Origin of the sequence: Serratia sp. CY82433, from assembly GCF_052166535.1 — a bacterium.
GTDB classification, from domain to species: Bacteria; Pseudomonadota; Gammaproteobacteria; order Enterobacterales; family Enterobacteriaceae; genus Serratia; species Serratia sarumanii.
Genome location: NZ_JBJNOR010000004.1, coordinates 113,925 through 139,817, shown reverse-complemented (window position 1 = coordinate 139,817; position 25,893 = coordinate 113,925). Strand labels below are relative to the sequence as shown.

The 25,893-nt window shown below is 60.2% G+C and carries 20 protein-coding genes and 2 tRNA genes; 3 read left to right on the top strand and 19 right to left on the bottom strand.

Annotated features, from left to right (window positions below):
* Positions 1–10: 10 nt before the first annotated feature.
* The 11 genes from dppC to ACJ8PI_RS19005 all read right to left on the bottom strand — a co-directional run bounded on the left by dppC (position 11) and on the right by ACJ8PI_RS19005 (position 13,292).
* Complete coding sequence (dppC, locus tag ACJ8PI_RS19055) at positions 11–913, bottom strand: dipeptide ABC transporter permease DppC (RefSeq protein WP_025304838.1); 903 nt, start codon at positions 911–913, stop codon at positions 11–13.
* 11 nt (positions 914–924) lie between these two features.
* Complete coding sequence (gene dppB / locus ACJ8PI_RS19050; protein ID WP_033636611.1) at positions 925–1,944, bottom strand: dipeptide ABC transporter permease DppB; 1,020 nt, start codon at positions 1,942–1,944, stop codon at positions 925–927.
* A gap of 170 nt (positions 1,945–2,114) precedes the next feature.
* Entirely contained in the window at positions 2,115–3,722 is a 1,608-nt protein-coding gene (gene dppA / locus ACJ8PI_RS19045) for a dipeptide ABC transporter periplasmic-binding protein DppA (protein WP_019452584.1), read from the bottom strand.
* A gap of 601 nt (positions 3,723–4,323) precedes the next feature.
* Complete coding sequence (locus tag ACJ8PI_RS19040) at positions 4,324–6,015, bottom strand: glycosyl hydrolase family 18 protein (RefSeq protein WP_033636610.1); 1,692 nt, start codon at positions 6,013–6,015, stop codon at positions 4,324–4,326.
* Positions 6,016–6,440: 425 nt separating this feature from the next.
* Positions 6,441–6,517: transfer RNA gene (locus tag ACJ8PI_RS19035), tRNA-Pro, on the bottom strand.
* A gap of 120 nt (positions 6,518–6,637) precedes the next feature.
* The gene (locus ACJ8PI_RS19030) at positions 6,638–7,969 is read right to left on the bottom strand and encodes an MFS transporter (protein WP_164134566.1); all 1,332 of its coding nucleotides are present in this window, start codon (positions 7,967–7,969) and stop codon (positions 6,638–6,640) included.
* Positions 7,970–8,064: 95 nt separating this feature from the next.
* Positions 8,065–9,609 carry a signal transduction histidine-protein kinase/phosphatase UhpB gene (gene uhpB, locus ACJ8PI_RS19025; RefSeq protein ID WP_033636608.1) on the bottom strand — a complete coding sequence of 515 codons (1,545 nt, stop codon included), beginning with the start codon at positions 9,607–9,609 and terminating at the stop codon, positions 8,065–8,067.
* Complete coding sequence (uhpA, locus tag ACJ8PI_RS19020) at positions 9,606–10,196, bottom strand: transcriptional regulator UhpA (protein WP_049235495.1); 591 nt, start codon at positions 10,194–10,196, stop codon at positions 9,606–9,608. Before uhpA ends, uhpB begins: the two co-directional genes overlap by 4 nt.
* A 124-nt stretch (positions 10,197–10,320) precedes the next feature.
* The gene (eptB, locus tag ACJ8PI_RS19015) at positions 10,321–12,015 is read right to left on the bottom strand and encodes a kdo(2)-lipid A phosphoethanolamine 7''-transferase (protein ID WP_033650007.1); all 1,695 of its coding nucleotides are present in this window, start codon (positions 12,013–12,015) and stop codon (positions 10,321–10,323) included.
* A 226-nt stretch (positions 12,016–12,241) separates the two neighbouring features.
* The gene (locus ACJ8PI_RS19010) at positions 12,242–12,667 is read right to left on the bottom strand and encodes an organic hydroperoxide resistance protein (RefSeq protein WP_004934114.1); all 426 of its coding nucleotides are present in this window, start codon (positions 12,665–12,667) and stop codon (positions 12,242–12,244) included.
* A 160-nt stretch (positions 12,668–12,827) separates the two neighbouring features.
* Entirely contained in the window at positions 12,828–13,292 is a 465-nt protein-coding gene (locus tag ACJ8PI_RS19005) for a MarR family winged helix-turn-helix transcriptional regulator (RefSeq protein WP_033650004.1), read from the bottom strand.
* Positions 13,293–13,388: 96 nt separating this feature from the next.
* Here ACJ8PI_RS19005 and ACJ8PI_RS19000 point away from each other — a divergent pair, with 96 nt between their 5' ends.
* The gene (locus ACJ8PI_RS19000; RefSeq protein ID WP_033636604.1) at positions 13,389–13,988 is read left to right on the top strand and encodes an HD domain-containing protein; all 600 of its coding nucleotides are present in this window, start codon (positions 13,389–13,391) and stop codon (positions 13,986–13,988) included.
* Here the strand turns inward: ACJ8PI_RS19000 and ACJ8PI_RS18995 are convergent, their stop codons facing one another.
* The 3 genes from ACJ8PI_RS18995 to bglF form a co-directional block, all read right to left on the bottom strand.
* Positions 13,989–15,383, bottom strand: a complete 1,395-nt coding sequence (locus tag ACJ8PI_RS18995; RefSeq protein ID WP_164134585.1) for a carbohydrate porin — start codon at positions 15,381–15,383, stop codon at positions 13,989–13,991.
* 127 nt (positions 15,384–15,510) lie between these two features.
* Entirely contained in the window at positions 15,511–16,914 is a 1,404-nt protein-coding gene (locus tag ACJ8PI_RS18990; RefSeq protein ID WP_033650003.1) for a glycoside hydrolase family 1 protein, read from the bottom strand.
* A gap of 14 nt (positions 16,915–16,928) precedes the next feature.
* On the bottom strand, positions 16,929–18,791 hold the full coding sequence (bglF, locus tag ACJ8PI_RS18985) for a PTS beta-glucoside transporter subunit IIABC (protein WP_164134565.1): 1,863 nt from the start codon (positions 18,789–18,791) through the stop codon (positions 16,929–16,931).
* Between the two features lie 663 nt (positions 18,792–19,454).
* Here bglF and ACJ8PI_RS18980 point away from each other — a divergent pair.
* Entirely contained in the window at positions 19,455–20,204 is a 750-nt protein-coding gene (locus tag ACJ8PI_RS18980) for an NAD-dependent epimerase/dehydratase family protein (protein WP_164134564.1), read from the top strand.
* A 32-nt stretch (positions 20,205–20,236) separates the two neighbouring features.
* On the opposite strand, the gene ACJ8PI_RS18975 is transcribed toward ACJ8PI_RS18980, so the two are convergent.
* Positions 20,237–21,403 (bottom strand): MFS transporter, encoded by a 1,167-nt coding sequence (locus ACJ8PI_RS18975; RefSeq protein WP_060431192.1) that lies wholly within the window; start codon positions 21,401–21,403, stop codon positions 20,237–20,239.
* A gap of 731 nt (positions 21,404–22,134) precedes the next feature.
* Here ACJ8PI_RS18975 and ACJ8PI_RS18970 point away from each other — a divergent pair.
* A complete protein-coding gene (locus ACJ8PI_RS18970) occupies positions 22,135–22,305 on the top strand; it encodes a hypothetical protein (RefSeq protein WP_162846235.1) in 171 nt (56 codons plus the stop codon).
* Between the two features lie 64 nt (positions 22,306–22,369).
* Here ACJ8PI_RS18970 and ACJ8PI_RS18965 read toward each other — a convergent pair whose 3' ends face one another.
* The 4 genes from ACJ8PI_RS18965 to ACJ8PI_RS18950 form a co-directional block, all read right to left on the bottom strand.
* Positions 22,370–22,882, bottom strand: coding sequence for an Mpo1 family 2-hydroxy fatty acid dioxygenase (locus ACJ8PI_RS18965; protein WP_060453004.1), 513 nt, complete (start codon positions 22,880–22,882; stop codon positions 22,370–22,372).
* Between the two features lie 87 nt (positions 22,883–22,969).
* Positions 22,970–23,064: transfer RNA gene (locus ACJ8PI_RS18960), tRNA-Sec, on the bottom strand.
* A gap of 100 nt (positions 23,065–23,164) precedes the next feature.
* Positions 23,165–24,508 carry an esterase-like activity of phytase family protein gene (locus ACJ8PI_RS18955; RefSeq protein ID WP_164134563.1) on the bottom strand — a complete coding sequence of 448 codons (1,344 nt, stop codon included), beginning with the start codon at positions 24,506–24,508 and terminating at the stop codon, positions 23,165–23,167.
* 75 nt (positions 24,509–24,583) lie between these two features.
* Positions 24,584–25,783, bottom strand: coding sequence for a cyanate transporter (locus tag ACJ8PI_RS18950; protein WP_072008410.1), 1,200 nt, complete (start codon positions 25,781–25,783; stop codon positions 24,584–24,586).
* Positions 25,784–25,893: the final 110 nt, after the last annotated feature.

Here is a 25,893-nt window from a genome sequence, read left to right as displayed (position 1 = left end):
TCGTCCTCTGTTACTGCTTGAGTTTGGGGTCGAGAGCGTCACGCAAACCGTCCCCCATCAGGTTGAATGCCAGCACCGTCAGCAGGATCGCCACGCCGGGGAAGGTCACCACCCACCAGGCGCTTTGCGCGAACTGCAGCACGTCGGAGAGCATGGTGCCCCACTCCGGCGTCGGCGGCTGCGCGCCCATGCCCAGAAAGCCGAGAGCGGCCATGTCCAGAATGGCGTTCGAGAAACCGAGAGAAGCCTGCACGATCAAAGGCGCCAGGCAGTTAGGCAGAATATTGACGAACATCTGGCGCAGCGCGCCGGCGCCCGCCACCCGCGAAGCGGTGACGTAGTCGCGGTTCACCTCCACCAGCACCGCTGCGCGCGTCAGACGCACATAGTGCGGCAGGGCGACGAAAGTCAGCGCCAGCGAGGCATTGACGATCGACGGCCCGAATACCGCCACCAGCACCAGCGCCAGCAGCAGGCTCGGCAGGGCCAGCATGATGTCGACGACGCGCATGATAATCGCATCCACCACGCCGCCGAAGTAACCGGCCAGCAGGCCGAATATCACACCCATGATCAGCGACAGCACCACCACCAGGCAGCCGACCAGCAGCGACAGGCGCGCACCGTACATCAGGCGCGACAGCACGTCGCGGCCCACGTCGTCGGTGCCGAGGATATATTGCCAGCTGCCGCCCTCTTGCCACACCGGCGGCTTGAGCAGCGCGTCGCGGAACTGGTCCGCCGGCGCATGCGGCGCCAGCACGCCGGCGCCGAGCGCGATCACCAGCATCAGAACGATATACACCAGGCCGACCACGGCCCCTTTATTGCGCTTGAAATAGTGCCAGAACTCCTGAAACGGGGTCATCGGCTTCGGCGCACCTTTAACTGCAGACTCAGTGATTTGAGACATGAGAGCGCCCCTTATTTCTTGTGGCGAATACGCGGGTTGACCACGCCGTAGAGCACGTCTACCAGCAGGTTAACCAGAATGATCATACAGGCGACCAGCAACACCCCGCCCTGCACCACCGGGTAGTCGCGGCGCTGCAGCGCGTCGATCAGCCAGCGGCCCAGCCCCGGCCAGGAGAAGATGGTTTCGGTCAGAATGGCGCCGGCCAGCATGGTGCCGACCTGCAGCCCGATCACCGTCACCACCGGCAGCAGCGCGTTGCGCAGCGCGTGAACGACGATCACCCGCATGCGGCTCACGCCCTTGGCGCGCGCGGTGCGGATGTAGTCTTCGCCCAACACCTCCAGCATCGAGGAACGGGTCATGCGCACGATCACCGCCAGCGGAATGGTGCCCAGCACGATGGCCGGCAGGATCATGTGCATCACCGCGTCGACGAAGTCGCCCGGCTCGCCCCAGATCAGGGTGTCTATCAGCATGAAGCCGGTCAGCGGCTGGCTGTCGTCGAGGAAGACCGTGTCGCTGATGCGCCCCGACACCGGCGTCAGGTTAAGCTGCACCGACACCAGCATGATCAGCATCATGCCCCACCAGAAAATCGGCATCGAATAGCCGGTCAGCGAGATGCCCACCGCGGTATGGTCGAAGACCGAGCCGCGTTTGACCGCCGCCAGCACCCCGACCGGGATGCCTACCAGCACCGCGAAGATCATCGCGCAAATGCCCAGTTCCAGCGTGGCCTGAAAGCGCGGAACGAACTCGCTCCAGACGGAGATGCGGCTTTTGAGGGAGGTGCCCAGATCGCCTTGCAGCACGTTGGACACGTAGGAGAAATATTGTTGATAGAGCGGCTTGTCCAGCCCCATTTCCGCCATCAGCTGCGCGTGGCGCTCGGCGGAGATACCGCGTTCCCCGGCCATGATGGTCACCGGGTCGCCGGGGATCATATGGACGAATGCAAAAGTCAGCAATGTAATGCCGATAAACGTTGGGATAACTAACCCCAAACGTCGGAGTATGAACTGCAACATATCCCGAACTCTCTGTATCAATGCCCGGCAGCTCATCGTCCGCCAGGCTTATTAACGCTCACATGCCTTTGAACGATTCGACGGCCATACGCCGGAGACTGGTCAGCAGGGGCGCAAACCTGTTGCGCCCCTGCAAGTCCATTCGTGCGTCTCCGGTAAAGCGGTCGAAATCAGTCTACAGAGACATTCTCGAAGTGATGCTTACCGAGCGGATCCACGACGTAGCCTTTCACTTCCTTACGCACAGGCTCGTACACGGTGGAGTGTGCGACAATCAGCGCCGGAGCCTGATCGTGCATCACCACCTGCGCCTGCTTGTACAGTTCGATGCGCTTGTCGTGGTTGGATTCGGCGCGCGCCGGTTGAATCAGATCTTCAAACGGCTTGTAGCACCAGCGGGAGTAGTTGGAGCCGTCTTTCGCCGCCGCGCAGCTGAACAGCGTGGCGAAGAAGTTGTCCGGATCCCCGTTGTCGCCGGTCCAGCCCATCATCACCGTCTGGTGCTCGCCCGCTTTGGCGCGCTTGAGGTATTCACCCCACTCATAGGTCACGATTTTGGCTTTCACGCCGATCTTGGCCCAGTCGGCCTGGATCATTTCCGCCATGCGGCGCGCGTTCGGGTTGTAAGGACGCTGTACCGGCATCGCCCACAGGTCGATGCTGAAACCGTCGGCCATACCCGCTTCTTTCAGCAGCTCTTTCGCCTTGGCCGGATCGTAAGCGTAATCCTGCACCGCGTCGTTATAGCCCCACATGGTCGGCGGGATCAGGTTCTTGGCCGCCTGGCCCGCGCCCTGATAAACCGCGTCGATGATCGCCTGCTTGTTGACCGCCATGGTCAACGCCTGACGCACCTTCAGGTTATCCAGCGGTTTTTTCTCGACGTTGAACGACAGGTAGCCCACGTTCAGGCCCGGCTGCTCCATCAGGTTGATGGACTTGTCTTGCTTCATGCGGGCGATATCGGCCGGGTTCGGGTACGGCATCACCTGACATTCGTTTTTCTGCAGTTTGGCGTAGCGCACGGAGGCGTCAGGCGTGATGGAGAACACCAGGCGATCGATCTTCGGCTTGGTGCCCCAGAAACCGTCGAATGCCTTGTACAGGATCTTGGAGTCTTTCTGGTATTGCAGCAGCTGGAACGGGCCGGTGCCGATCGGGTTCAGGTCGACCTTCTCCGGCGTGCCGGCTTTCATCATCACGTCGGCGTATTCGGCGGACAGGATGGACGCGAAGTCCATGCCCAGGTCAGCCAGGAACGGCGCCTCCGGGCGGTTCAGCACGAAGCGCACGGTGTTGTCGTCCACTTTTTCAATCTTGGCGATCAGCTTAGGCATGTCCATGCCTTCAAAGTATTCGTAGCTGCCGCCGGACACTTTGTGATAGGCGTTGTTCGCATCCAACTGGCGTTCAAAGGAGAACACCACGTCGTCGGCGTTGAAATCGCGCGTCGGTTTGAAGTCTTTGCTGCTCTGCCACTTCACGCCTTTGCGCAGGTGGAAGGTGTAGGTTTTGCCGTCTTCGCTGACGTCCCACTTCTCAGCCAGGCCCGGCTGCAGTTCGGTGGTGCCGATTTTGAATTCGACCAGGCGGTTGTAGATCGGTACCGAGCTGGCGTCGTAGGTGGTGCCGGAGGTAAACAGCTGCGGGTTGAACCCTTCCGGGGAACCTTCAGAACAGTAAACCAACGTCTTGGCCTGTACGCTGGCCGCCACGGTCAGCGCGATCAGCCCAATGCCGAATTTCAGAACCCCCGATTTACCCAAGGAACGTGTCATCGTTAGTGCTCCATTGTGTGATGTGATGTGTGTCATTGCCGCCAGACCTGTATTTTTTATTGCGTGGCCTGTGCGATCGGCGCCCGAAGGCAGAAGGTGTACGAGGAGAGAATGCCGGATGGAACGCATCGCGGCGGGGACGTCTGAGCGCGTGGAATTCACTCAAACAACTCTCGCTCTTACCCCTGAGGCTATCAAGTTGCCAACTGTTTGGGGTGTCGTCAATATAACCAGTGGGGATTTACGCAGACTGTGAGAAACAGCAAACAAACATAAAAAAAACCTTTTGTTAACACTTCCAGCATGAAAATTTATGCTAAGCGGACATTTTCAGCGCATTGGTCTGACCCTCACAAACTTACTGGTTTTTAACTCCGTTAAAAAACGCCAAAACTTTGTTGCTGAATGATGAATATCTGAACGGTTATTTTTGTGATCGCCGTTAAAGACAGGAGGAAATGCTGAAGGATTACCCAAAAGGGTGAGTCCGATGAGCGCGTTTTGCGCCGGGCAGGCCCACAATCTGTGCGGCGTAAAAAAACTTTCGGCGGCGAAAAAGCCGGGGGCGAAAGGATATCCCCCGGCAACGCACTGCAACCGATTATTGAACGCCGGCGCTGTTGCCCAGGCTGGCGTTCATGCTGTTGAGAATATCGCCGTTGTCCGCGTCGATCTCCCAGGAGAACAGGCCGCCCAACTGCTTATCCAACACGTACTTGCCCTTGGCCTGCACCGAGCGGGCATCGTCGAAGGTGATCAGATCGCCGGTGGAAGGTTTGAACACGTAAGGCGCTTCCGCCGTGGCGTCGTAGGTGTACTGCCAATCGCCGCTCATGAACTGGCTGGCGATTTGGCGGTAGTCCACGATGCCGTTCTCCCAGGTGCCTTTAACCGGCCCGGTGGCGGTGCCGGTGAACGGAATGTTGTTCTGGTAGCCGTTCACCCCGGTCCAGCCGCGGCCATACATGGCGGTGCCGACCACGATCTTGCCTGGCTTGACGCCCTGCGTCAGCAGCGCATTGACGCCGTTCACCGTGGTGTAGGCGGTGTCCGGTTTCCAGGCCGGCGCATTCAGCGCGGTCTGATGCCCCAGGTTTTTCAGATCGAAGGCGCCGTAGAAGTCGTAGCTCATCAGGAAGATGTGATCCATCGAGTTCTGCGCGACGTTGTAAGCCACCTTGTCGATCTTGTCCTTGCCGGCGCTGATGGCGGAGGTCAGCTCATACTTGCGGCCGGTTTCCGCCGACAGCTGATCCAGCATCGCCCGCAACTCCTTCATCAACAGCACATAGGTCTCCCCGTCTTGCGGGCTGCCCAGGTTCGGGTTGGCGCCATTGCCGCCCGGGAACTCCCAGTCGATATCCACGCCATCGAAGAACTTCCAGGTCTGCAGGAACTCTTTCACCGAACCGACGAAGCGATCGCGCTTCACCTTGTCGCCCATAAAGAAGAACGGGTCGGACAGCGTCCAGCCGCCGATCGACGGCAGGATTTTCAGGTCAGGATGCGCCTGCTTCAGCGCCATCAGCTGGCCGAAGTTGCCCTTGTAGGGGTCATCCCAGGCGGTCACGCCCTTCTGCGCTTTTTGCAGCGCGGCGAACGGATCGTGGATCGAGACTTTGAAGTCCTCGCGGCCCTGGCAGGAGCGCTGCAACGCCTGGAAGCTGCCTTCGATCTCTTTCAGGCTGTCGTTGATGCCGTTGCCGCCGCAGATCGGGATAAAGCCGTACAGCAGATGGGTCAGGTTCTGCGCCGGGATCTTGTCGACGGTGAAATTACGCCCGTAAACGCCCCACTCGACGAAATAAGAGCCGACCACTTTGCCGGAATTCTGTTTATAGGGTTTATTCTTTTCCAGCAGCGGCTCTTTCAACGGCGCCAAATGGCTGCCGTCGGTGTCGGCCACCACAATTTCGGTGGCGTCGCTGGCGGTGCAGCCGTCGGCATTGCACAATGCCACCTGCATTTGATAACGGCCGCCTTTATTCACTTTAAAATTCGCCGTGCCGGAAGCGCCGGTTGAAGGGCCGCTCCACGCCTCTTTGCCATTTAATAAAATTTTTGCCGTCGTACCGGTGTCGCCATTCCATAAATTCCAGGAGACCGAAACGTCGGCAGCATTTTTTACCTTCACCAGATTATTATAAGCGGTGGCCGCCTGATCGACTTCGACGATGGCGAACTTGGTGTTGCCCCAGGCGATGGTCGGCTTGCCGGGCGCGGCGGCCTGCGCCGCGGAACACAGCGTGCTGCCGATCACCAGCGCCAACAGCGGTTTATTAAATTTGCGCATAACTGATTCCTTTATTCCGAGAGGATAAACATAAAAGAGTTAATCGACGCCACGCATTGCCGGAGCTAAATGATTCCGCAATAATCCACGAAGATTAACGTTAATAAATAATCACGGTATTTTCCACGCGGCGGGAATAACATATCCCGCGTTGTCCATTCAGACTATAGGTAAAAAAAACGTGAAAACAAGAGCGCTATCAACCGGGTTTTATTCGGCAAGCATGAATTTATTTAAATATGGAAATAAGAACCTAAAGGGAATAAGGAATGTGAATTAATTAAGCGTAAAGAATAAATATATTTCACGAGGACGGCAGATTGAGGCACGCCATAAAGCGAAGCCGGCCATATCGGCGGAGGTGCTCATCCTCATAAACGACAGACGAAAAAAAACCTGCTTTAAAAAGCAGGTTTTTCGAATGGTGGTCGGCGAGAGAGGATTCGAACCTCCGACCCACTGGTCCCAAACCAGTTGCGCTACCAAGCTGCGCTACTCGCCGATGCGGGGCGCATCTTACTGCTGGCGGTTATAGGCGTCAATCACTTTTTTGCCCCTGCATTTCAAGTGGTGATAAAAGCGCCACAATGCGCTGCGCCGGAGGCTGCGCAGCGTATTTTACTCAGGCGTTGGCCGGTTTCAGCGCCGGCGTCTGCGCACGCAGGAACGGCAGCAGGAACAGCGCCGACAGGCAGGCGGCGATGGAAATCACCACGAAGAAACCGTTCCAGTGCCAGATCTCCATCACCCGCGCAATCGGGTAGCCGGACAGCGCCGCGCCCAGGTAGGCGAACAGGCCGACAAAACCGGTCGCCGCGCCCGCCGCATCCTTGTGCGAGCACTCCGCCGCCGCCATGCCGATCAGCATCTGCGGGCCGAAGATGAAGAAACCGATGGCGAAGAAGCAGCAGGCCTGCAGCAGGTAGGTCACGCCGGGCATCAGCCACAGCGCCGCCACCGACAGGAAGATACCGATGGCGAAGATCAGGTTCATCGGGCCACGGTTGCCGCGGAACAGTTTGTCGGAGCCCCAACCGGCCACCAGCGAACCGATAAAGCCGCCCACTTCAAACAGCGAGATGGCCGAGTTGGCGGTCATCAGCGAATAGCCCTTTTCCTGCGTCAGGTAGAGGTTGCCCCAGTCGTTGATCGCGGTACGCACGATGTACACCAGCACGTAAGAGACCGCCAGCAGCCAGATGTACTTGTTGGTCAGCACGTAGCGTTTGATGATCTCGCGGTTGCTCAGCCCCTGGCCTTCCGATTCCTGCACCAGCTCCATGGCGTCGTTGCGCCATTTGCCGACGCTCGGCAGCCCCAGGGTGGATGGCTTGTCGCGCAGGCGCCAGCACATCAGCAAGCCAAGCACCACGCCGATGATGCCGGGAATGATCATGCCGTAACGCCAGCTGAAGTGCAGCGAGATAAAGCCCACCAGCAGCGGGATCAGCGCCCCACCGACGTTGTGCGAGGTGTTCCAGATCGCCCACCAGCCACCGCGCTCGGAGCGCGAATACCAGCTGGTGAGGATTTTGGAGCACGGCGGCCAGCCCCAGCCCTGGAAGAAGGCGTTGAGGATCCACAGCGTGCCCAGCATCAGCAGCGACGAACTGAGGCCGAAGAAGATATTCAGCACCCCGGTCATGATCAGGCCCAGCCCCATAAAGTAACGCGGGTTGGAGCGATCGCTGATCATGCCGGAGATGAATTTCGAGCAGCCGTAGGTGATGTAGAACAGCGTGCCGAGGATGCCGACGTCGGACATCGTCAGGCCCAGATCGCTCAGCATCGCCGGCATGATGAAGTTGAAACTTTTGCGCGTGAAGTAAAACGCGGCGTAGCCGATGTACATGGTGCACATCAGCTGGATGCGCCAGTATTTGTAGCTGGCGTCGATCTGCCGTTGATCGGTGACCTGCGGCGCGTCCGGGCGGCTTTTAAGGAAAGACCACATGTGGAACCTCAGAGGATTGAATAAAGTGCCGCTATGATGCTCCTCGCGCGCGCGGGAGGCTTACGCCGGATTCCCGACGCGGTTAGGAGTTTTTCCTAGTTTTGCGTTTGCGCCGGCGAAACTGTGGGCAAGATCACACTCAAACAGGCGCCCCCCTCAGCGGTGAACCGCAGGCTGCCGCCGAGGGCGCTGATGCGCTCCTGCATGCCGCGCAGGCCATAGCCCGGCTGATGGTTTTCCGCATCGAAGCCCACCCCGTTGTCGCGGATGGTCAGGGCGATCTGCGGCGCGGCGCCTTTGCGCGGCTGCAGGCGCGCATCCAGCTCCAGGCGGCTGGCGCCGGCGTGGCGGCACACATTGGTCACCCCTTCCTGGCACACCCGGTACAGCGTGATTTTCAGCGTTTCATCCAGCAGCTCGTCCGGCACCTGCCACTGCAGGCTGCTCACCAGCGACGCGTCCTGCGGCAGCGACTCCCGCAGCATCGCCGCCACCGCCGCCGACAGCGGCAGGTTGTTCAGCGCCGCCGGCCACAGCTGGGTCAACACATCATGCACCCCATCGTAGACCCGCAGCGCTAACGCATCGATGGTGTCGGCGCAGCCGACCACCGCCGGCTCCGGCGCCAGGCGTTTGACGATGCTGGCCTGGGTGCGGATCACGGTGATGGTCTGCCCCACCTCATCGTGCAGCTCGCGCGCCACTTCGCGCCGGGTTTGCTCCTCCGCCGTCACCAGCGCCCGCGCCAACTGGCGGTTCTCCGCCAGCCGCAGCCTCAGCTGCTGATTCAACTCGCGCTGGCGCTGAATGCCGACGCCCAGCAGCAGCCCGGTCAGGCTTTGGGCCAGCAGCGACAACAGCAGATCGCGGTGCGACTCCGGCTGCGGCGGCTCGTTGACCATCAGCGCCACGCCGTTGAGCAACGTCGCCAACAGCGCGCCCTGCCAGCCGTAGCGGTAAGACATGAACACGATAGGAATGGCCAGGCAGAAAGGCGCAAAGCGCCGCAGCTCGGCGGCGTTCACCTGCTGCTGCAGCCAGATGCTGAACGCAAACAGCAGCAGGTAGCTGGCCAGATGGCCCAGACGCAGCTCCACCGGCTTGTGGATCAGCCCCGGCTCCAGCGGCACCCAGATTTGGCGCGCCAGATAGTGCCACAACAGCAGGCAGGTCGGTGCGATGGTGAAACCGCCAGTCAGGCCGAGCAGCAGCGCGCGGGCGCCTTCACCGCTCACCAGCTGCCACACCAGCGCCTGCAGCAAGGCGGCGGCGCCCACCACCGCGCCCTGCAACAGTGGCCAGCGCCATTCGCTGTCGCTCTGCTGATGGCGCAACAGCCACGGCGAGGCCAGCAGGCTGAGCAGCACCGTCAACACCAGCACCGCCACCGACGCCCACAGCGCCGGGCCGTAACCGAACTGGTCCGCCAGCAGCGCCATCAGCAGCAGGTCGGCCAGCAGGATCCCCGGCCAGAAACGGTACGGGCTCTGCAGCAAAATACCCATGCGCAGGCCGAACGGGAACAGCAGCAGCGCCTGCCAGGGCGGGTCGATCAGCGCGGTGCCGATGCCCCACAGGCAAAACGCGCTGGCGGCGTAGATGAAAAACAGCGCCAGCTGGGTGATCAGGCGCTGCGTCACAGGTTCAGCATCCGTCTGGCCAGCTCGACGTTGTTGTTGATGCCCAGCTTGGCGAACAAATTGGCGCGATGCACATGCACCGTCTTCGGCGACAGCCCCAAGGCGGCGGCGATCTCGCGCACCTCCTGGCCCTGCGCCAGCAACAGCGCGATCTCGCGCTCGCGGCGGGTCAACGGATCGACCCTCACCCGCGCCAGCTGCTGCGCGATTTCCGGCATCAGGTAAACGCCGCCGCCGGCGACGGTGCGCACCGCGGTGATCAAATCTTCCGGCTTGCAGCGCTTGGAGAGAAAGCCGCCGGCGCCGCGATCCAGCGCCATTTCCACCAGCGCCGGGTTATCGTGCATCGACAGCATCACCACGCGGATGCCGGAGGGAATGTCCGCCAACAGATCCAGCCCGCTGCCGTCCGGCATCGAAATGTCGCAGATGCAAACGTCCACCTCCAGCCCCGGCAGGCCGGCGCGCGCCTGCGCTGCGCTGCTGAACTCGCCCACCACCTGAATATCGGCCTCCAGCGACAGCAGCTGCACGAAGCCCGAACGCACAATGTCATGATCGTCGATAAACGCCACGCGCAGGGTCATGGAAATCTCCGGTTAACAGGGGGAAGTGCGCAAGTATACCGTATGCACACACCGGAATAATTGATGAAGAGAATGTATTGGGTGAAATTGCCGGGTGCGCAAGGCAGGCACCCGGCGGGCGGGATTACAGGCTAGCGGGCGCCGTTTTATCCTGCGGCAGATGGCACCAGTTGTTTTTATCCACAATGCCGCCATCGGGAGACGTGTAGCCGAGGCAGCCGAGGATGGTGTCAAACAGCTCGACGTGGCGATGCGTTTTGCCGATGCGCTGCTGCGCCTGCAGCTGCTCAAAGGCGCTGAGGTGCTGCGGGTTCTCAAGGAATTTGTCCGACGCCCATACGATCATCGGCACGCGGAACTGCTCCGGCGGCGCCATTTCGCGCGGCGTACCGTGCAGGTGTGTGTTTTCACCGATCGATTCGCCGTGATCGGCGGCATAGAACACGATGGCCTTCTTGTCGCGCACCTGGTCTATCACATTGGCGATAAAGCTGTCGGTATACAGCACCGTATTGTCGAAGGCGTTGATCAGCTGCGCCTTGGTGCAGGAATCGTCCACCCCCATGCACTCCGGCTGATAGCGCGCATAGCTGCGCGGATAACGCTGCGAGTACAGGTAGTGCGAGCCTTTGGTATGCAGGATCACCAGGTGTTTGCCCTTCGGATAGCGCGCCAGCGACTCCTTCATTTCGTCCACCAACAGCATATCGTCGACCGCCTTGCCGTCGTTGCGCTTCTCGGACGCGATCATCTCGCGGAACGAATAGTTGTTCACCTCGGTGTTGTTGTAGAACCACACCTCACTCTGCATGGCGAACAGCTCGGAAGAGAAGCCCAGATCCTTCAGTACCGCGAACACGTTCTGCTCTTTCAGCGTGCGCTGCGGATTGTCTTCGGTGCCGCCTTCGCGCACGAACATACAGCGCAGCGACAGCTTGGTGGAGGTGTCGCACGACTCGCCGCGAAACGCCACCAGATTCTTCTCTTTAGACAGCCGCGGCGTGGTATCGCGCTCATAGCCCAACATGCCCATGTGGTCCCAGCGCGTGGTCTCGCCGATGATGAACACCACGTAGGTGTCGTCGATATCCGCCGGCGGTACGTAGGTGAAGTGTTTGCCCGGATCGAACATCGTGCTCTGATCCTGGCTTTCGTCATAGCGGGTATAGGCAAACAGCCCCAGCGCCGACAGCCAGTTGGACGGCAGATACGAGTGCGCCACCACGCCGCCGTAGCTCGGCAGATCGACGTTGGAGAGCTTCTCTTGCACGCTCTGCTCGTCGTCCAGCATGCGCAGCGGCAGCCAGACCAGCGCCACCACCGCCAGCAAGACCAGCAGCGGCTTGATGCGATGACCGGGGGTTTTCAGCTGTTCTATCAGGGTGTAACGCAGGCTGTTTTTCCAGATCAGCAGCAGCGGCAAGGCGCTGAGCGCCACCATCCACAGCACGAAGTGCAGGCCGACCACCTCTTTCGACAGATCGATGTCGGTGGTCATCACCGACACCACGATGCCGTAGCCGATCACCACGTTGAAAAACGTCATGTAGTAGCTGGCGGCAACCGAAATCAACACCAGCAGCGAAGCGACGATGCGATAAAACAGCCGGCCGCCGAGCGATACCAGCCGCATGATGAAGAACGTGAACAGGACGATAGCGATGACTTCCGTCACCGCCGAAATCACCTTAATCCCCTGAATGCCGTGCGCCAGCGAATCAAAACGACGATAAAAAACGGACAGGTTGAGAAATATGCCGATATAGATCGCTAACAATAACGATAAATTCTGCTGTGATAGCGATTTAACTTTGTTCATGTAACGCGGTGGCTCCGGGGACGGTGTAGCGGTTCTGGATCAGTCAGACACTTATTAGGGCTTCTGGTTCAGCCAACCGGCAATAAGCGTTATTTTGCGGGTAATAATCAAGAGAATTCTCACAAAACGGGCAATTTTTACGCTTTTTGCAAACGGCTTTCAAGCGGGGCAGATAAGAAAATGGAGGGTCAAACCCTCCATTTTTTTCGCGATAAGGATAAAAATCTTACTTAACGTTCAGAGTCACATCGATATTTCCGCGGGTGGCGTTGGAGTATGGGCACACCACGTGCGCCTTTTTCACCAAATCCTCCGCCACGCTGCGCTCGATGCCCGGCAGCGAGATATCCAGCTGCACTTCGATGCCGAAACCGTTCGGGATTTCACCGATGCCGACGGTACCGTCGATTTTCGCTTCGGCCGGGATTTTAACCTTTTCTTTCGCCGCGACAAACTTCAGCGCGCCGAGGAAGCAGGCCGAGTAGCCGGCGGCGAACAGCTGCTCGGGGTTGGTGACTTCGCCGCCGGCGCCGCCCATCTCTTTCGGCACGCCCAGTTTCACGTCCAACACGCCGTCGGAGGAGGTCGCACGGCCGTCGCGGCCGCCGGTTGCGGTGGCGTGAGCGCGGTAAACCACTTTCTCAATAGACATCGTTCATTCCTTCTTGCTGGTTGGCGAGATGACTACGGCTTCCACGAGGTAAAGCCGGTCACATATTTATCTTTTGCGATTAAATCGCGCACTACTTATTTTTGACACTTATTAACCAGTGTAGACCACCCCTGCCGTTCTTGCGTCCGGCGGCGGCGGGTCAAATCTGATCGATCAGGCTGCCGCGCAGCTTTTCCAGCTGCTGTTTGAGCGAGACGATCTCGTCCAGGCTGCAGTCGGTGGCGCACATCACCGCCTCGGGCACCGATTGCGCCCGCTCGCGCAGCGCGCGCCCGGCTTCGGTAAGTGCAATGATCACCTGCCGCTCGTCGGCGGTGGCGCGATAACGCACCAGCAAACCGGCGGTTTCCAACCGCTTCAGCAGCGGCGTCAGCGTGGCGGAATCGAGGAACAGCCGCTCGCCGATATCCGATACCGTCACCCGATCGCGCTCCCACAGCACCATCATCACCAGGTATTGCGGGTAGGTGAGTTCGAGCTGATTCAACAGCTTGCGATAAACTTTGTGCAGCGCCAGGTTGGCGGAGTACAGCGCGAAACAGAGCTGCTGATCGAGCTGCAGCAGATTCTTCGCGTGGGGTTGTTCGGTATCGGTGCTTTTCATGTGTCTGAATATAGATAGCGCACGATGTAATCGCAAGCTATTTCTTGTGAGGTATGCTACCTTTTTTTTATGCAGAGGATGCTGGAGGGAAAGGAAATGACGAACACGCTTGTAGAACGCGCGCGCCGCTACGCCACCAAGGCGCATGCGGCCATCGATCAGCGCCGCAAATACACCGACGATCCGTACATCGTCCACCCACAGGCGGTGATGGAACTGGTGCGCAGCGTGCCGCACACCGAAGAGATGCTGGCGGCCGCCTGGCTGCATGACACGGTGGAAGACACGCCCACTACCCTCGGCGATATCGAAAGCCACTTCGGGCCGAAGGTGGCGGAGCTGGTGCGGATGCTAACCAACGTCAGCCGCGCCGAGGACGGCAACCGCTTCGAGCGCAAAAACCGCGATCGGCGCCACAGCGCCGGCGCATCGCCGCAGGCCAAAACCATCAAGCTGGCGGATCTGATCGACAACACCCGCTCGCTGCTGGACTATGACAGCCACTTCGCTCAGACCTACCTGATCGAGAAACAGCGTCTGCTGGAGGTGCTGACCGAAGGCGACCCGACGCTGTGGCGCCAGGCCAGCCATATCGTTGAGCAAGGGCTGCTCCGCTTGCAGCAGCCGCCGCACAACGTGCCCGCCAGCTGGTTCGAACACGCCCGCCGGCGCTACCGCGAGAGCGACGCGGCCTGATCAGAAGGTCACCACCGTTTTCAACGCCGTCACCCAGGCGTCCTGCGTCTCGCTGACGCCCGCCGGGTGATGCCAGTACTGCAGGCCCGGCTGCAGCTGCAACCACGGCGTGACGTTCACGCGATAATAGAGCTCCGCCGTCACCGAGTGGCCCGGCACCGGCCGGTAGCTCGGATCGTGATAATCGCTGACGCCGTTGATTTGGTTGAGATAACGCTGATTATCTTTATAGCGGTCGCTCAGCTTCACCACCGAGACGCCCAGCCCCAGCCAGTCGTCCGGCCGCGCATCGAACAGCCCGCGATAGCGAATGCCGGTCGAGGTAGACCAGTGCAGGTAGTTGCTGCGCTGATCCCCCAGCCCCAGGCTGTAAAACACGCTCAGACCGCGGTTTATGTCGTCCGCATGGCGCGTCACCTGCTGATTGAAACCGGTATACAGGAACCAGGTGCGATCGTGGCTGCGATAGCCCTGCGGATCGCTGGCGCCCGGCCCGCCGGACACCCCTTCATAAAGATCGCTCTGGCGCGCGTTGGTGAACAGCACGCCCAGGTTATACACCCCCGGCAGCTGGTTGACGGCGTGGGTTTTCAGCTCCAGCTCCATCGGCAACAGGAAGCCTTTGCTGCCCTTAGTGGACCAACTCCAGGCGTGGCTGCGGCTGGGGGCGCTCGGGTTCTGCTCCATCACGCCGCCCTTGAGCGTCAGGCCGTCGGTCAGATTGTATTGCAGCGTGGTGCCCCAGTAATGCACGTTCCAGTTGTACCAGGTCAACGAGTTGGCAGACTTGCCGCCGCACAGCGTCAGCGTCTGAAAATCGCAGGGGATGATCTGATCGAAATCCTGCACCTTGTTCATCATGCCGATGCGCCACTGCAGCCGGCGATCGAGGAAGGACCGGCTGAAGGTCAGCCAGCCCAGGCGGGTAATCGACTGCCCGCCAAAGCTCTCCTGCGACAGATCGGTCAGGCCGACGCGCGGATCCTGCAAGCGATCGCGGGTCAGGTTGTTGTCATGGTTGCGGTTGACGATATTGCCTTCGATCGCCGCGTCCGGAATGCCGGTCAGCGCCTGCAAATCCTGGCTGAAGGTCAGCGAGAATTGGTCGATGTACGACGCCTGTTTATCGTGGTTGTAACCGCCGCCAGCGTTATACGACAGCTGGCTGAGGTAGCCGAGGTTATAGTGGAAACCGTGATCCTCCAGGATCGGCCTGATCCCCAGCATATCCCCCAACAGCCCGGGCTGCGGCGGTTCAAAGCCGAGCGCCACCCCTTCCCACTTGGCGGTGGGGGCTTCGACGTCCTTGCCGGTTTGCAGCGTTTCCGCCTGCGCCTGGCTACAGAGCAGCGCCAGCGCCGCCAGGGTTATGGAACGAGGTAATAAGCTTTTCATCATTATTATATTTCTCCGCATAACGGCTGACTGCGGGCAACAGCATTCCCTGGGAGAGAATTTCCCATCATGAACAGCAGCGAATAACGTTAGGTTAATGCCCGGCGCTTGCCGCCGGGCTTAGAGGTTAGCGTCGGTCTTTCAGGCTGGCGCCGTTGCTGTGGATCACATCGCGATACCAGAAGAAACTCTTCTTGCGGCTGCGCGCGAGGCTGCCGTTGCCGGCATCGTCCCTGTCGACGTGAATGAAGCCGTAGCGCTTCGACATTTCGGCCTTCGAGGCGCTGACCAGATCGATCGGCCCCCAGCTGGTGTAGCCCATCACCTCGACGCCGTCGTCGATCGCTTCCGCCACCTGCACCAGATGGTCATTGAGGTAGTTGATGCGGTAGTCGTCGTGGATGCTGCCGTCGGCTTCGACGCGGTCTTTGGCGCCCAGCCCGTTCTCGACGATGAACAGCGGCTTCTGATAGCGGTCGTACAGCACGTTGAGCAGGTAGCGCAGCCCGATCGGGTCGATTTGCCACCCCCACTCCGAGCTGGCCAGATGCGGGTTCGGCACCATATCGAGAATGTTGCCGCGCGCCGTCTCGTACTGCTCCGGATCGGCGGTGACGCAGCCGCTCATGTAGTAGCTGAACGAGATGAAGTCGATGGTTTCGCGCAGCGTTTGCCGATCTTCCTCGGTGATCGCCACCTGAATGCCGTTTTCACGGAAGAAGCGCTGCATATAGGCCGGGTAATAGCCGCGCGCCTGCACGTCGCCGAAGAACAGCCAGTCGCGGTTTTGCCGCTGGGTTTCCAGCAGATCTTCCGGCTTGCAGCTCAGCGGATACAGAATGCCGCCCAGCAGCATGTTGCCGATTTTGCCCTCCGGCACGATCTCGTGGCAGGCCTTCACCGCTTTGGCGCTGGCCACCAGCTGATGATGGATCGCCTGATAGATGGCGCTCTTGTCGCTCTCCTGCGGCAGGCCGACGCCGGTGAAAGGCGCGTGCAGCGACATGTTGATCTCGTTAAAGGTCAGCCAGTGTTTGACCTTGTGCTTGTAGCGTTCGAACACGGTGCGCGCATAGCGTTCGAAGAAATCGATGGTGCGCCGATCGCCCCAGCCGCCGTAGTGCTTCACCAGGCCGTAAGGCATCTCATAGTGCGACAGCGTGATCAGCGGCTGAATGCCGTACTTCGCCATCTCGTCGAACAGCCGATCGTAGAACGCCAGCCCGGCTTCGTTCGGCGTCTCTTCGTCGCCCTGCGGGAAAATGCGCGTCCAGGCGATCGAGGTGCGCAGGCACTTGAAACCCATTTCGGCGAACAGCGCGATATCCTCCGGATAACGATGATAGAAATCGATCGCCACGTCCTTGATGCCGCTGTCGCCCGCCGTGCGCGGCGTGATGGCGCCGAAGATGCCCTGCGGCTGCAGATCGGAGGTCGACAGCCCCTTGCCGTCGGCCTGATACGCGCCTTCTACCTGGTTCGCCGCTACCGCGCCGCCCCACAGAAAATGTTGCGGAAACTTGCCGTTCATCGCTTGCTCCTCAATTAACGTAATAAAGTCAGCAGCGGCGCCTGTTCCTGCACCGGAGACAGGCCGCTGGTCAACACGTCCACGTAGTCATCGCTGTTGCTGATGATGATCGGCGTGGTGGTGTCATAGCCGGCGGCATGGATCGCCGCCTGGTCGAACTCGATCAGCAGATCGCCAGGGGCGACCCGCTCGCCTTCCCGCACGTGGGCGGTGAAATGCGCCCCGTCCAGCTTCACGGTATCAATGCCGACGTGGATAAGGATCTCCGCGCCGTCGTCCGATTCGATACCGATGGCGTGTTTGGTCTTGAACAGCGACGCCACGCTGCCGCTCACTGGCGCCACCACGCGCCCCTGCTGCGGCGCGATCGCCACCCCTTTCCCCAGCAGGCCGCTGGCGAAGGTCGCGTCGTTCACCTGATCCAGCGGCACGATGTCGCCGGCGATCGGGCTGAGGATGGCCTGTTTGCGGTTAAGCGGGGCGGCGGCTTCAGGCTGCGCCGCGTCTTCCGCCGGCGCGACGCCGAACAGATAGCTGGCCAGCGCAGCGAACACGAACGACAACAGGGTGCCGCCGATCGCGCCCCATACCGTGGCGTCGATGCCGCCGCCGGGGATGATCTGCGCGAAGGTGAATACGCTCACCAGGCCGAACGAGTAGACCGAGGTCTGGAAGTAGCCGATCACCGCACCGCCCAGCGCGCCGCCGATGCAGCCGAAGATGAACGGGCGTTTGTTCGGCAGCGTGACGCCGTACACCGCCGGCTCGGTGATGCCGAAAATCCCGGCGCCGATGGCAGAAGCGGACAGCGCCCGCAGTTTGGCGTCGCGGGTGCGCAGCATCACGCCCAGCGTGGCGCCGACCTGCCCCATCACCGCCGGCAACAGCAGCGGCACCATGGTGTCGCGCCCCAGCACGCTCAGGTTATTGATCATCAACGGCACCAGTCCCCAATGCAGGCCGAAGATCACGCACACCTGCCACATCGCCCCCATAAAGGCGCCGGCAACGATCGGGTTAAAGGCGTAAATGCTCTGATAGCCGTTGGCCAGCAGGTGGCTGAGCCAGGTCGCCGCCGGGCCGATCAGCAGGAAGGTCAACGGCACGGTGATCGCCAGGCACAGCAGCGGCGTGATGAAATTGCGCAGCGCGCTGTGGATCACCCGGTTAAACAGCGGCTCCAGGCGGCAAGATACCCAGGCCGCGAAGATGATCGGGATCACCGACGAGCTGTAATTGATGAAGGTGAGCGGAATGCCGAAGAAATACTCGCGCACCGCCCCCGGCTGCTGCGCCGCTTCGAACGCCGCCATCATCAGCGGATGCGTCAACGCGCCGCCGATCGCCATGGTGACAAACGGGTTGCCGCCGAATTTTTTCCCGGCGGTGTAGCCGAGCATGATCGGGAAGAAGTAGAACAGCGAATCGCTGGCGGCGAACAGCATTTTGAAGGTGCCGCCGCTCTCCAGCAGCCAGCCGCAGGCCAGGCACAGCGCCAGGAAGCCTTTCAGGATCCCCGAAGCGGCCATCACCCCGAGCAACGGGGTGAAAATGCCGGACACCAGATCGATAAAGCGGCTGAGCAGGTTGTCTTTTTTGCCGCCCGCGTCGTCGCTCGGCGCGCCGTCGGCCAATCCGCCAACCCGGTTGACCGCGTCGAACACCTCCGCCACGTGGTTGCCCACCACCACCTGGAACTGGCCGCCGCTCTCTACCACCATGATGACGCCAGGATTTTTCTTCAGCGCTGCCGCGTTGGCGCGAGTGTCATCGCGCAGCTTGAAACGCAGGCGGGTGGCGCAGTGCACCAGGCTTTTCACATTGTCGCGGCCACCGACGCCGGCCAAAATCTCACTGGCTAATGTGTCATATTTCATACGGTTATCCTTAGACTTCGCGTTCTGCCGCTCCCCCCCGCACTGGCCTGGCGCTGAGGCGGAATTCGGCGCAAAAAAAAACCTAAACCTCGCGGCCTCTGCCCCATCGGGGAACAGAAACGCGAGGTTTAGGTTTTGCCTGCCGTAGCAGTAACAACCCTAAATCGGTTGAGTTATGACGTTAACACCGCGGATTTTGCCGGCGCAAGCCTTTGCGCCGGCAAATTGCCGAACTGTGATCGGGTGGGCAAAACCGTCCCGAGGTAGCAAATAAGGCCTGCCGCCCTCTATCGGCTTCAGCGCCACGGTGATATATCGCGCAGGCGATAGAATGGAAAGGGGTGGCGGAGTACCGCTCCTCTTCGCCCAAAAACATAAGATTAACTAACCTAATAATTCACTATCAAGCGAAAGCAAAGCGCTCGCTCATCCACTGCCAGTCGTCGTTTTTTCGTCACAACCCGCAATCCATAAGGTAAATAGATCGCCAAACCTGATTGCGCATCGTTAACATCCCACGATATTCACCCGCGTAAAAATCACCGTGCGCAATTGATGATGGTGACAGAAACATCAGAGAGACTAATTAAAACGACTGGACAAAAGTCACGTGGGCGATTATTACTGGTCAACGCGTAATCGATTGTAGGGATGACAGCGACCATGACGTTGCGGACTGAGTTGGGACGGATTCTGATCACCGGCGCCGGCGGCCGGGTAGCCACGGCGTTTCGTCTGGCGATGGGCGATCGCTACGCGCTACGGTTGGCGGAACGAGACATCAGCCTGCTGAGCGATCGGCAGCCGGGCGACGAAGTCATCAGCTTCAACATCGCCGATCTCGATGCCTGCCGCGCGGCCTGCGCCAATATCGACACCGTGTTGCATCTGGCGGCCGATCCCTCCCCCGATGCCGACTTCTGCGGTTCGTTGATGGACAACAACATTCTCGGCACCTTCAATATCTTCCGCGCGGCGAAAGACGCCGGCTGCCGCCGGGTGGTGTTCGCCAGCAGCGCGCAGGCGGTGGAAGGCTATCCGCTCGATTACCAAATCCGCCCGGACGACGCGCCGAAGCCGAAGAACCTGTACGGCGCCAGCAAAGCCTTCGGCGAAGGCATCGCCGCCTACTTCGCCCATCAGGAAGGGCTTTCCGCCCTGTCGGTGCGCATCGCCAACTTCACCACCCTCAGCCCGGGCGATCGGCTCAGCGCTCGCGACATGAGCGCGTTCCTCAGCCATCGCGACGCCGCCGATCTGCTGGAGCGCTGCATTCGCGTCGAAGGGGTGCAATATGCGGTGGTGCATGGGGTTTCCAATAACCGCTACACGCGTTTATCGCTGGAAGAGACCCGTCGCCTGCTGGGTTACGCCCCGCAAGACGATGCGTTCAGCCTGCTCGGCTTTGAGTAGGTGCGGCGAGCAGGCCCGCCGCATCTGCGTATTTAGCCGTTGGCGTAAACGACTTTTGCGGCGGCGCGGCTGGTGAACAACACCAGCAGCAGTGCCAATCCGGCGATAATCGCCCCCATCACCGGCACGAAGCTGTAGCCCAAACCGGCGGAGACCACCGCGCCACCGGCGGCGGCGCCCAGCGCGTTGCCCAGGTTGAAAGCGCCGATGTTGACCGAAGACGACAGCCCCGGCGCTTCGCTGGCCACGCGCATCACGCGCATCTGCAGCGGCGGCACCACGGCAAAGGTCGCCGCGCCCCAAATCACCATGCTCACCGCCGCGCCGATGTCACTGCGCGCCAGCAGCGGGATCAGCAGCATGATGGCCACCAACAGCAGCAGGAAGCCCTTCAGCGTCGCGCTCTCGGAACGGTCGGCGAACTTGCCGCCGAGGTAGTTGCCGATGGAGAAACCGACGCCGATCAACACCAGCATCACCGTCACGAACAGCGGCGTCGCCTCGGTGATGTGCTGCAATACCGGCGAGATGTAGGTATAGAGCGTGAACATCGCGCCCGCCCCCAGCACGGTGGTCAGCAGCGCGGTCAGCACCTGCGGCCGCACCAGCACCGACAGCTCGCGCTTGACGTCAGGGCGCGCCCCGACGCTGCCTTTCGGCAACGAGAACCACAGCCCCAGCATGGCGATCACGCCCAGCCCGGCCGTCGCCAGGAACGACATGCGCCAGCCGATGGTTTCACCCAGCCAGGTCGCGGCGGGCACCCCGCCGATATTGGCGATGGTCAGGCCCATAAACATGGTCGCCACGGCGCTGGCCTGTTTCTCTTTCGGCACCACGCTGGCGGCCACCACTGAACCGAGACCAAAGAAAGCGCCGTGGTTCAGGCTGGTGATGATGCGCGACAGCATCAGGGTGGTGTAATCCGGCGCGATAGCCGACAGCACGTTGCCCAGGGTAAAGATCGCCATCAGGAAAATCAGCGCGCTTCTGCGCGCCCGGTGCGACAGCAGCAGCGTCATCAGCGGCGCGCCGACCATCACGCCGACGGCGTAGGCGCTGATCAACATGCCGGCCATCGGAATGGAGACGTCCACCCCTTTGGCGATGGTCGGCAGCAAGCCCATGGGGGAGAATTCGGTAGTGCCGATGCCAAACGCCCCCACCGCCAGCGCTAACAAGGGATAATTCACTTTCATGCAACAACTCCGGTTTACCGCTGCCGAAGCGCGGGAACAGTTAAGATGCCGAAAGTATGACATTGATCACACCAAAGATAAGCAGGCGGGAGGCTAAAAGACTTTTGCAAATTTGTTAAAAGTGAGGAGGTGAGATCGGCATTGGGCATCAAGGTTGCTTTACCGCGATCGCGGCGATGCGTGCGGAGAATGGCGTTAATGCGTCTGAAGGATAAGCGCCGAGGGGAATCACTCTGCACTTGGGGTATTTAACCTCCGCATACCATGCCCGGATAAATCCAATGAAAAACCAACGATATTCCTTACTGATTATGCGTTATCGGCGATAGCATGGAAAACCCTTGCCCTACCAACTCACTTATATACACGCAATGAATGTAACCAACAAAATCAATTCTTATATAATTCTGAAATGAATTATATAAGCCAAATAAACACCATTGATAGCAGAATACACAAAAACAAATTAACATAATGAAATTTAAAGCATTTTACAGATAATTTCCAAAACAATTAAATTCAAAAATAATTACAATTCATAGATTAAAATGATAAATAAGTTGATATTTAAAAATTAAAAACGTAAATAAAAAAGTCAAAGAACCCAAATAAGAAAGAGAAAATATGCCTATCTTCCATATTCTCCCCTATGGGTTGAATATATAAGCGAACATGTAAATATCTTTATGCCCGGCGCTATGGTGGCGCCGCTTTGATTAAGGAAAGATCGTATGTCTAAGTCACCTATTGGTACTACCGCCTCAACAGGACAGAAATGCCCGGAAAGCGGTGTCTGGGAAGTGGTTGGCAAACCCTCAACCACAGCGCCAATCGCCAAAGGCAATATCATGCCTCCCTATGGCGGTAAAGGCGTCACCTGGAAATTGATCCAACACGCCTAATCTGAACCCATTCAGCCTCTTTCTTTGAAAGAGGCTCTTCATCTGACTATCGGAATCGCCTCGTTTAGCGCTTTGCATTGCGCACTTTGCCCGAGCGCAGCTCGATGTTCCGCTGCAGTTCGCGCAGCCCGCCGGCCAGGAAGCAGGCTTCCGCCAGCACGAACAGCGGGCCGATGATAAGGCCCGTCACGTCGTCCATAAACGCCGGTTTTCGCCCCTCCCAGAAATGCCCGACAAACTGAAACAGCCAGCCGATGACGAAACCGCCGATGCCGATGCTCAGCCACGCCGCCGTCGACAGCGACGCCACCCAGGCGCCGATCCCGAGGCACAGCAGCAGCAACGCCAGCATCATGACGCCAAGGCGCAGGCTCAGCCGCAGGTAATAGAGGGCCGCGACGATAACCACCGCGCAGGCCGGCGAAAACGGCAGCCATCCTGCGCCCCACGCCGGCCGGGAAAGCAGCGCCAGCAGGCTGACGACGATCAGCGGAATGCCGATGAAATGCGTGGCGATATTGCGCGCATCGCGGTGATAGGCGGCATAAGCGGCAAGTTGATCTTCCAGACTTCGCATGTTGACCTCCGGATGACGCGTACAGCCGAGCTTGCTCATTGCATTAAAGATAGCCGTATCGTTCAGCATAGGAAAATGGTCAGGGATTGGCGGAAGATCACAGGAGTCGAACCTGCCCAGGACCGCTGGCGGCCCCAACCGGATTTGAAGTCCGGCCGCCCCACCGGGGACGAGGATCTTCCTTGGAGAAGAGAGGAAGCAAGGCGCTGATTATAGCGCAGTTTGTTCGCTGCGCTAAGCGGGAAATCGTGCGGCCGCCGGCGATTCGGCGGCCAAGGAGAACTACTTCAGGAAATCCTTCACGTCCAGCAGGATGAACTCGTTGTCATCCGCCATATTGGGTTGGCGGCTGGAGGAGAACGGGAAGTTGTTGTCGTTACCGACGATGATGTGGTTGGCGTCCACCACGTCCACGTTCTCGATGGTGAAGAACGGGAAGGTCAGCACGCCGTCGTTCAGCGGCTTGCGCGCCAGCTTGTTCGGATCCTGGATGTTCATCAGGTCGATATAGGCCAGTTTGTCGACCGGTTTGCCGACGTTGGCGTCCGAGAAGGCGATTTTATACACCCGCTTGAACTTGGCCACCTGGCTGAAGCAGTTGTCGGTCGGCGCGCCTGCGGCGCAGGCTTTATCCGGCGTGCCTTCGCCGTTGTCGCGCTCGATCACCAGCCCGTGGGTGGCGTCGATCATATTGAAGTCGCCGATGGCATTCTGGTTGTCTTCCAGCACGTACTGCCAGCTGCGGCCGGTCCAGGCCTGCTGTTTCACATCAAACTCCAGCACCCGCAGGTAGCGTTTGCCGCCGACGTTCTCGAACTGCTCGCCGTCCCACAGCGCCCCTTCCAGCAGCGGGTACAGCTTGCTGCCGTCCGGCGAGGCGGCCATGCCTTCAAAGCCTTTGGAGCGCGCCACCTGGAAGTTCTGCTTGCCGTCCGGCGCGCCCGGCAGGGTCAGCGTCGGGTTGTCCGGCGATTTCACCACCTTGCCGTCCACCAGGGTGTCGAACACCGCCAGCACTTTGCCGTTCAGGTCGGCCTTGATCAGGTAAGGCCCGAATTCTTCACCGATCCACAAGGCATCGTCGGCAAACTGGAAGCTTTCCGGATCGAAATCGCTGCCGGTCAGATAACGCTGCTCGGTGCTCTCGTTGATGATGTGGAACGGCACCTTTTTATCCGGATCGTGCAGGAAAACCGTCTTCAGCGGCGCGACCGTGCCGTCTTTGAAATCGATCTTGTAGTGGTTGAGATACAGCATGGCGTCCGGCGAGTTGGCCTTGCTGCCGAAGCCGTTGTCGGTCAGCACCCAGTAGGTGCCGTCGGGCATGTGTTTGATGCCTGAGTGGCCCTGCAGCGGCTGGCCTTCGATCGGCAGGCCGAGGCCGGTCAGGCGATCGGCGGATTTGCCCGCCACGCTGCCCAGCTCGGTGACGCGTTTGCCACTGGTGTACTTACCGCTCAGCTGCAGATCGCTCGGCGCGTCCTTCGGTGTGGAAACGGTGGATTTCACCGGCAGCAGCGCATGCCCCGCCAGCGTCGCCGGTACCGGCTGCGCCTCGGCCCACAGGTTGGCGCTCAGCGCCATGCAGCCGACCAGCAGCGCCAGCCGGGTTTTGGTGTTGTGCATGTCATTGTCCCTTTTCGTTGTTATCGCCCAGAAGTAAAAGCAACGTCACTATAGGGAGCGGCAATGACAGAAATATTATTCGGCGAACGCCCGCCGGTAGCTGTGCGGGTGGAAGCGCCAGGTGATGGCGATCAGCACCACCACCAGCAGCGCGTGGATCTGCCAGTCCAGCACGAAGCCACCGCTGTAGTCGCGCAGCAGGCCGGAGAGATAGGGTGTCACGCCCGCCAGCAGGAAGCCGACGCCCTGCATAAAGGCCACCAGCCGCCCGGCCGCCGCCGGCTGGTGCAGGTGATCGAGCGCCAGCACCAGGCACAGCGGGAACGCGCCGCCCAGCCCCAGCCCAGAAACCAACACCCACAGCCACGGCAGCGTCTGCGGCAGGTAAATCAGGCCGATAAAGCCGATCAGTTGCATCATCAGCGCCAGCAGCAGCAACGGCCGCCGGTCATGATTGCGCGCCAGCGCCGGCAACAGCAGCGCGCCCACCACCTGGCCGAAGGTCATCAGCGCCAGCAGCGAACCGCTGGCCTGCGGCTGCCAGCCGAGCTGCATGTAATACGGTGGCAGCCAGGCGATCAGGCTGGTATAGCCGCCGTTGATCAGGCCGAAATAGGCGCCGAGAAGCCAGGCGCGCCGGTTGCGCAGCAGGCTTGGCCCACGGTTTTCTCCCGCCGCGCCCAGGCGCGACAGCCCGCGACTGACCGGCCACCAGGCCAGCAGCGCCACCAGCGCCGGTAACGCCCACCAGGCCAGCGCGCTGTGCCAGTCGTGCCCTATGCTCATCAACCACGGGGTGATCGCCGCGCCCAGCCCGCCGCCGCCCATCAGCGCCGCCGACCACAGCCCGGCCACCAGCGCCATGCTGTTGAGGAAATGATGCTTGATGATGCCGGGCATCACCGCCTGGATCACCCCGATGCCGAGCCCGCCCAGCACCGCGCTCATCAGCAGCTGCACGCTGCCGGGGGCCAGCTCGCGCCAGAGCGCGCCCAGTCCGATCGCCAATAGGCTCAACGCCACGGCGCTGCGTTCGCTGAACAGCCGGTTGATGGCGCCACCCGCCAACGCCATCAGGCCCATCATCAGCACCGGCAGCGTGGTCAGCAGCGCCGCGCCGCCAAAGCTCAGCCCGGTAGCCTGGCGCAGCGTCGGCAGCAACGGGCCAATCGAGGTCAACAGCGGCCGCATGTTCAGGCCGATCAACACCAGCGCCAGCAGCAGAGGGTTGAACCAGCGGCGCGAAGAAGGTGAATTAACAGAATGATTTAACACGGTATATTCCTGGTACTGCAAAATGAAGAGTGCGGCGTCACAGCGCGATCGCCGCAGCGTTGCGTTACTGTAGGCAACGCCGCTAGTATTGGGAAATTAAATAATAAAAT

Bases quoted from the DNA above. Each gene is read 5' to 3' on its own strand.
- ACJ8PI_RS18965 (WP_060453004.1), bottom strand. From the start codon at position 22,882: ATGCGAAGTCTGGAAGATCAACTTGCCGCTTATGCCGCCTATCACCGC.
- bglF (WP_164134565.1), bottom strand. From the start codon at position 18,791: ATGAAATATGACACATTAGCCAGTGAGATTTTGGCCGGCGTCGGTGGC.
- ACJ8PI_RS18975 (WP_060431192.1), bottom strand. From the start codon at position 21,403: ATGAAAGTGAATTATCCCTTGTTAGCGCTGGCGGTGGGGGCGTTTGGC.
- ACJ8PI_RS18990 (WP_033650003.1), bottom strand. From the start codon at position 16,914: ATGAACGGCAAGTTTCCGCAACATTTTCTGTGGGGCGGCGCGGTAGCG.
- dppA (WP_019452584.1), bottom strand. From the start codon at position 3,722: ATGACACGTTCCTTGGGTAAATCGGGGGTTCTGAAATTCGGCATTGGG.
- eptB (WP_033650007.1), bottom strand. From the start codon at position 12,015: ATGAACAAAGTTAAATCGCTATCACAGCAGAATTTATCGTTATTGTTA.
- dppC (WP_025304838.1), bottom strand. From the start codon at position 913: ATGTCTCAAATCACTGAGTCTGCAGTTAAAGGTGCGCCGAAGCCGATG.
- ACJ8PI_RS18955 (WP_164134563.1), bottom strand. From the start codon at position 24,508: ATGCACAACACCAAAACCCGGCTGGCGCTGCTGGTCGGCTGCATGGCG.
- ACJ8PI_RS19010 (WP_004934114.1), bottom strand. From the start codon at position 12,667: ATGTCTATTGAGAAAGTGGTTTACCGCGCTCACGCCACCGCAACCGGC.
- ACJ8PI_RS19000 (WP_033636604.1), top strand. From the start codon at position 13,389: ATGACGAACACGCTTGTAGAACGCGCGCGCCGCTACGCCACCAAGGCG.
- uhpA (WP_049235495.1), bottom strand. From the start codon at position 10,196: ATGACCCTGCGCGTGGCGTTTATCGACGATCATGACATTGTGCGTTCG.
- ACJ8PI_RS18970 (WP_162846235.1), top strand. From the start codon at position 22,135: ATGTCTAAGTCACCTATTGGTACTACCGCCTCAACAGGACAGAAATGC.
- ACJ8PI_RS18980 (WP_164134564.1), top strand. From the start codon at position 19,455: ATGACGTTGCGGACTGAGTTGGGACGGATTCTGATCACCGGCGCCGGC.
- ACJ8PI_RS18995 (WP_164134585.1), bottom strand. From the start codon at position 15,383: ATGAAAAGCTTATTACCTCGTTCCATAACCCTGGCGGCGCTGGCGCTG.
- ACJ8PI_RS19005 (WP_033650004.1), bottom strand. From the start codon at position 13,292: ATGAAAAGCACCGATACCGAACAACCCCACGCGAAGAATCTGCTGCAG.
- ACJ8PI_RS19040 (WP_033636610.1), bottom strand. From the start codon at position 6,015: ATGCGCAAATTTAATAAACCGCTGTTGGCGCTGGTGATCGGCAGCACG.
- ACJ8PI_RS19030 (WP_164134566.1), bottom strand. From the start codon at position 7,969: ATGTGGTCTTTCCTTAAAAGCCGCCCGGACGCGCCGCAGGTCACCGAT.
- dppB (WP_033636611.1), bottom strand. From the start codon at position 1,944: ATGTTGCAGTTCATACTCCGACGTTTGGGGTTAGTTATCCCAACGTTT.